Source organism: Alcanivorax sp. (assembly GCF_002733835.1).
Classification (GTDB): Bacteria; Pseudomonadota; Gammaproteobacteria; order Pseudomonadales; family Alcanivoracaceae; genus Alcanivorax.
On the sequence record NZ_NVWY01000046.1, the window covers coordinates 25,370 to 32,056 of the forward strand.

A 6,687-nucleotide genomic window follows, 5' to 3' on the forward strand; every position below is an offset into this window, starting at 1 on the left:
GTCAGCGGGTAATACCGCGCTCAGAGGCTTTCAGGGAATCGATGAAGATCTGCAGCGCATCCGACGGTTCCATGGCTTCCAGTTCGGCCAGCGCCTGTTCCAATGTGAGCCCCTGGCGGTAGACCACCTTATAGGCCTTGCGCAGGCTGCTAACCACATCTTTGGACCAGCCACGACGGCGCATGCCCTCAAAGTTCATACTGCGGGCGCTGGCCGGGTTGCCGGACACCATCACGTAAGCCGGAATATCTTTCAGCACCAGCGAACAGCCGGAGGTCATGGCGTAGGAGCCAATTTTGCAGAACTGGTGCACACCGGTCATGCCGCCGAGAATCACGCCATTGCCCACATGAGCATGGCCCGCCACCGAGGCATTGTTGGCAAAAATACAGTCATCGCCAATCATGCAGTCATGCGCCACATGCACATAGGCCATCAGCAAGTTACGACTACCGATTTTAGTCAGGGAATTGTCCTGAATGGTACCGCGATGAATGGTGACCGATTCACGGATGACATTGTCGTCGCCAATTTCCAGACGAGTCGGTTCCCCGTTGTACTTCTTGTCCTGGCAGTCCTCGCCGACGGACGCGAACTGGAAGATGTGGTTATTGCGACCAATGGTGGTCGGCCCTTTGATGACAACATGGGACGCCACTACGGTACCCGCACCGATTTTCACGTCGGGGCCAATAATGGAGTACGGACCCACCTGCACATCCTCTGCAAGCTCCGCGGCCGGATCAATAAGGGCGGTCGGATGAATCATGGACTAGTCACTTTTATTTTGATGATGGTGGCAGGCAGTATACGCCAGCCTCGCACTGGCGTACGGCTGGGGATCAGACTTTTTGCTCAGCAACCAGCATTTCTGCGCTGGCAACCGTTTTCCCATCTACCTGCGCCTCACAGGTGAATTTCAGAATATTGCGTTTTACCACCACATATTCAGCGAACAGGTGGAGAGTATCCCCCGGGATCACACGACGCTTGAAGCGCGCCTTGTCAGTCCCCACCAGCAGATAGATATAGCCGTCTGAGGGTTTTTTATTTTCCGTCACAAAACCCAGAATGCCTGCAGCCTGCGCCATCGCTTCGATGATCAATACGCCGGGCATGATGGGCTCGTCAGGAAAATGGCCATTGAAGAACGGCTCGTTGATCGTCACGTTTTTCAACGCTTCAATCCGCTTCCCGGGCTCGAGATTCAACACCCGGTCAATCAACAAAAAAGGGTAACGATGGGGCAGGTATTCCCTGACCGCTTGAATATCCATCATCATGTGTTCCACACAGGCAAGTACCGCAAATCGCGGATAATTAGTCGCTTAAACGCTCAAGCTTGCGCACACGGCGGGCCAGATCATCCAGATTCCGGAAACGCGCCACGTTCCTACGATAGCGGGATTGGCTATCCACGGGCAACGCAGAACCATAGGTACCCGGTTCCTTGATAGAGCTGGAGACCAGTGACATGGCCAGAATTTGCACCTTGTCACACACCTCGATGTGACCAGCGATACCGGCCGCTCCACCAATCAGGCAGAAGGAACCGATTTTGGCTGAACCAGCGATGCCAGCTTTCCCGGCGATAGCGGTATGATCACCAATGACAACGTTGTGCGCGACCTGGATCTGATTGTCCAGAATCACGCCATTACCAATGATGGTATCTTCGATTGCCCCACGATCCACTGTGGTGCCAGCGCCAATTTCCACATCGGCACCGATGGTGACGCCACCGACCTGGTGAAGCTTGGTCCAGCCCGCGCCATTAAAGGCGAAACCGAAACCATCGCCACCGATCACGCAATTGGCGTGTATGATAGTGCGCGGACCCAGTGTGACACCATGGTAAATTGTAACATTTGGCCAAATTCGACACTGATCCCCGATACGGGAACCTGCCCCCACCACGCTGTTCGCCATGATGACAGCACCCTCTCCCACCGTCACATCCGCTTCCACCACCACGTTCGGGCCAATAGAGGCGGAATCAGCAATCTGTGCCGCTGCATCAACCACAGCAGCAGGATGCACACCCGCCTGCGGTTGTGGTGCAACCTCAAAAAACGCACTGGCTTTGGCAAACGCGAGGTACGGATCTTTAACGATCAAGGCCGCAACCGGGCAATATTCCCGCTGAGACTCAGGGATCAGCACCGCCCCCGCGCCGGTCTGTTCCAAAAACGACCGATAACGAGGGTTGGCAAGAAAGGTAAGCTGGCTGGGTGACGCGGACTGGATCGTGCCCAGACCATCGACTACGTGGCTGGCCTCTCCGACCAGCTCCGCACCCAGCTTTTCTGCAAGTTCTCCGAGGGTCAGCATTATTTCATGCTGTTCAGTTGTTTGCCCACAGCCTCGGTAATGTCCAGGTCAGGCTTGGTGTACATCACCGCCTGGGCATTGAGAACCACATCCAGCTTTTCACGCTTGGCCACGGCTTCCATGGCGGTTTTCAGTTTCGGCTGCATTTCTTCCAGAATGTCACGCTGCGCTTCGTTGGCACGCTTTTGCAGCTTGCGCTGCAGGCTCTGGATTTCGATCATTTTCTGCTGACCTTGCGTCTTCAACGTGTCTTGCTGATCCGCTGACATGGTCATGGCTTCTTTTTGCAATTTTTGCTGCAGTTTCTGCACATCATTCTGCAGAGCGTTGAGCTTTTGCTCATCGGCAGACAGTTCATTTTCCAGGGATGACATTTTTGCTTTCACGTTATCCGACGATTGCAATGCAGCAATCGGATCGAGAACCCCAACGGAGGCATCAGCCATGCCCAGTGAAGGCAGAATAAGTGTCAGTGCTACCAGTGTTTTTTTCATCATTATTAAACTCCTAAAAAGTCTGTCCCAGAGAAAATTGGAATACTTCCGTGTCGTCGCCTGGCTGGTCGTTCAGCGCCTTGGCGAGGTTGAAGCTGAGCGGCCCGATGGCCGTCAACCAGGTCAGCCCGATACCGGCAGAGGTACGAATATCCTGTGGCTCAAAGTCCGCAAAAATATCATCCCGCTCGGTTTCAAACACGTTCCCCGCATCCACGAACAGGAAGGTTCTCACGCTTCGTGACTCCGGCGCAAAGGGCGTCGGGAAAATCAGCTCCATGCTCGCTTCTGTCAGGAAGTTGCCGCCGATGGGATCCGGGCTGGGATCCGTGGTGCCATTGAGGTAATAACTCAAGCCTTCAGAGCGTGGCCCCAGGGAGCGAGACTCGTAGCCACGCACGGAGCCGATACCGCCTGAATAATAGTTCTCGAAGAACGGCAGCACCGTGTCGTCGCCGTAGCCATCACCATAGGCCACATCAGCACGGGTGCGCAGCGTCCAGCGCTGGGTAATGGGGAAATATTTCTGCCCGGTCCAGTTCAGCTTGTAGAAGCCGTAATCGGACCCCGGCACCGCCACTTCAAAGCCAAGGGTACTCGACCAACCGCGATCAGGCAGGATGCCCCGGTTCAGGGTGCTGGTCTGCAGTGAGGCATTGGCCTTGTATTCATTGAACTTGGTGCCCTCTTCGATCAGGAAGTTGGCAATATCCACGGCCACGAAATCACCGGTGGTAATGTCGGTTTTCTCGTAGGTGGCACCGAAGCTCAGACGGGAATATTCCGAGATGGGATAACCAAACGTCACCGAGCCACCCAGACGATCCGCCGCATAGGAGGCCACCGTGGTTTCATCGAAATCAATTTCGGAATAGAACAGGCTGAAGCCCCGGCTTACCCCGTCCAAGGTGTAATACGGGTTGTAATGAGAAAAGCTGTAGGAATCACGGATGTCGGAGCGGCTCAGCGCAAAGGAGACCCGGTTACCACTACCGCGCCAGTTATTCTGGGTCACGTTGGCACCGAAGATAAAACCGGAAGCGTCGGAGAAACCCACGTTGGCACCGATGGAGCCGGAAGGCTGCTCTTCCACCTTGTAGTTCACATCCACCAGATCATCCGCATTGGGCACCCGCGGCGTGTCCGCTTCTACCACACTGAAGTAACCCAGGCGCTGCAAACGTTGACGAGACAAGTCGACCAATGAGGTGTTTGCCGGCGCCTGTTCGAACTGACGCAGCTCACGGCGCAGCACTTCGTCGTCGGTCTTGGCGTTACCACTAAAGTTGATCCGGCGGACATAGACCTTGCGGCCAGGATCCACATAGAAGGTCACGTCAACAGTGTGATCCTCGTCATTGGCATTATGCTCACGGCCGTTAACTTCCGCGAAAGTGTAACCTTCATTGCCGAGACGGCGTTTGATCAGATCATTGGTATAGGTCACCAGTTGTTGGCTGAACACCTGCCCTTTCTTAACGATCAACAAGGGACGCAACTGTTCCTCTTCCACCACCAGGTCACCAGCCAGATTCACCTCATTGACGGTGTACTGTTCGCCTTCGGCAACATTCACGGTGATAAAGACACTACGACGATCCGGAGTGACTGACACCTGGGTCGATTCGATGGAAAAGTTGATATAACCACGATCCAGGTAATAGGAGCGCAGCCGCTCCAGGTCGCCACCCAGTTTTTCCCGGGAGTATTTGTCATCGCCTTTGATGAACGACCAGAAGCCGGAAGAATGCAGCTCAAAATCTTCCAGTAAGGTTTCATCGTCAAACAGCTGATTGCCTACGATGTTGATATTGCGAATTCTCGCGGCTTTACCTTCATAAATCTCGATCTTCAGAGCCACCCGGTTGCGCGGCAACGCCACCGATTCGGTCTTGATATCTGCCCCGTAGCGGCCCTGACTGACGTACTGGCGCTCCAGTTCGCCCGCAATCGCCTGCAAGGTAGAACGCTGGAACACTTCACCTTCAGCAAGCCCCGCCTCTGTCAGGCCCTTGCGCAGATTTTCTTCGTCAATGGATTTGTTACCAGACAGTTCGATGCGCGCAATACTTGGGCGCTCGGCAACAATTACCACCAGGTCATCACCGTCACGGCCCAGCTGCACATCCTCAAAATTGCCGGTGGCAAAAAGGCGCTGAACTGCATCGACCACCTGATCACGGTTAACCGTGTCACCGGCCTGAATCGGCAGGGAGGCGTAGACCCGCTCCACAGGCAGACGCTGGAGGCCTTCTACACGAATATCGTGGACCTTGAACGGTAGCTGTGTGTCCGCATTTAGCAGCGGTGCTGCCAACAGGCAAAAAACCGCTAGCAGGCCCTTCAGGGGGCTGCTCAGAATGTCCCCAAATCTCATGAAAACTGCTTCACCAAGTCGTTGTAAATGGCCAATAACATGAAGCTGACCACGAGCGTCAGCCCAACACCTTGTGCGGCCATCAAGAACCGCTCAGGTAAACTGCGACCGCGAATCATTTCAATGATTCCAAAGAAAATCCAGCCGCCATCAAGCATTGGTACGGGTAGAAGGTTAATCACCCCCAGCGTGATGCTGAGGTAAGCCAGCAATGCCAGGAAGCTGGCAATGCCAATGGACGCACTTTCGCCGGCCACCTGGGCAATGGTGATGGGGCCACCCAGGTTATCGAGAGAAAGCTTGCCAGTGACCAGTTTCACCAGGCTCGCGCCCACCACATTGACCTGCTCGGCAAAGCGACTGCTCGCCGCACTGACAGCCCCCAGCACACCAAATTCCTGCTGGTAAACGCCGCCCAGGCCCACGCCGATACGGCCAAAAGATTCACCGTTTTCGGTCACCGTGGCTGGCACCACCTGGAGCGTCTCAATGCGCGTTCCGCGGAGTACACCGACAGCCAGGGACTCACCCGGTGCAGCCATGATACTTTCCTGCCACTGGGACCAGCTGAATACCGGTTCAGCGTTCAGGGTAAGCACCTGATCCCCACCGGTCAGGCCGGCCTGCTCTGCTGGGCTGCCCGCCTGGAGCTCACCGATAACCACGGCCTGATTGAGCCCCAGGGCTTCCAGGGGCGGCTTGTCCAGATCCGCGGACCAGGGCGAGGTATCCAGCTCACGAACCGTGATGCCACCTCCTGCCTGCTCTACGGTGATCGTCAGGGTATCCGGCTCGCCCAGATGCAAGATCAATTCGTTGTAGAAGGCGCGCCAGCCCTGCAGCTCGGTGTTGCCCACTGCAACGATGCGATCCCCAGGCACAAAACCGGCCTGCTCGGCGACAGAATCCGGCGTCACCGGGCCCACCACGGCTTCCAGGCCACGTTGACCGTAGCCAAACATCAACACCCAGTAGATCAGCATGGCAAGGATAAAGTTGAACACCGGGCCCGCCGCATAGGTAATCACGCGCTGCCAGGCCGGCTTGGCGGAGAATTCGCCCGGCGCACCTTCCGCCGTCTCATCTTCACGGACATCCAGCGGCTTCACGTAGCCACCCAGGGGGATCGCGCTGATCACCCACTCAGTGCCCTTCTTATCGGTAAAACGCAGGATTTTCGGGCCGAAGCCCACAGAAAAGGTCAGAACGCGGACGCCAAAGGCGCGCATAGCAAGAAAGTGGCCCCATTCATGGAAAGCCACAATGATTACAATCGTGACGACGAATGCCAGCAACGTCAGCATCCACGCTCCTTAATCCAACGGCAGGCAACCTGCCGCGCCTGGCGATCAATCTCCATGACCGCATCCACATCCCGGCAGGCTGGCGCATCCTGCTGCTCCAGGGTCCGCGCCTGTGATGTTGGGCTTTGGGCTTACCTGGCTATTAACCCAGTCGCCCTGGGCAAGCTACGCGCGCTTTGCC

Annotated in this window: 6 protein-coding genes; all 6 read right to left on the reverse strand. The window is 55.9% G+C overall.

Translation table 11 applies throughout. The features are described from left to right. Position 1: 1 nt before the first annotated feature. The 6 genes from lpxA to rseP all read right to left on the reverse strand — a co-directional run bounded on the left by lpxA (position 2) and on the right by rseP (position 6,506). On the reverse strand, positions 2-769 hold the full coding sequence (lpxA, locus tag COA55_RS15450; RefSeq protein WP_063521572.1) for an acyl-ACP--UDP-N-acetylglucosamine O-acyltransferase: 768 nt from the start codon (positions 767-769) through the stop codon (positions 2-4). 73 nt (positions 770-842) lie between these two features. After that, positions 843-1,283: a 3-hydroxyacyl-ACP dehydratase FabZ gene (fabZ, locus tag COA55_RS15455; RefSeq protein ID WP_231880776.1), complete on the reverse strand. Its 441-nt coding sequence runs from the start codon at positions 1,281-1,283 to the stop codon at positions 843-845. Between the two features lie 37 nt (positions 1,284-1,320). Next, the gene (gene lpxD / locus COA55_RS15460; RefSeq protein WP_063521574.1) at positions 1,321-2,331 is read right to left on the reverse strand and encodes a UDP-3-O-(3-hydroxymyristoyl)glucosamine N-acyltransferase; all 1,011 of its coding nucleotides are present in this window, start codon (positions 2,329-2,331) and stop codon (positions 1,321-1,323) included. Then, entirely contained in the window at positions 2,331-2,828 is a 498-nt protein-coding gene (locus tag COA55_RS15465; protein ID WP_063521575.1) for an OmpH family outer membrane protein, read from the reverse strand. The genes lpxD and COA55_RS15465 overlap by 1 nt, the downstream gene beginning before the upstream one ends. Positions 2,829-2,838: 10 nt before the next feature. Continuing rightward, entirely contained in the window at positions 2,839-5,202 is a 2,364-nt protein-coding gene (gene bamA / locus COA55_RS15470) for an outer membrane protein assembly factor BamA (RefSeq protein WP_290502864.1), read from the reverse strand. Beyond that, complete coding sequence (gene rseP, locus COA55_RS15475) at positions 5,199-6,506, reverse strand: RIP metalloprotease RseP (RefSeq protein WP_290502865.1); 1,308 nt, start codon at positions 6,504-6,506, stop codon at positions 5,199-5,201. The genes bamA and rseP overlap by 4 nt, the downstream gene beginning before the upstream one ends. Between the last annotated feature and the right edge of the window lie 181 nt (positions 6,507-6,687).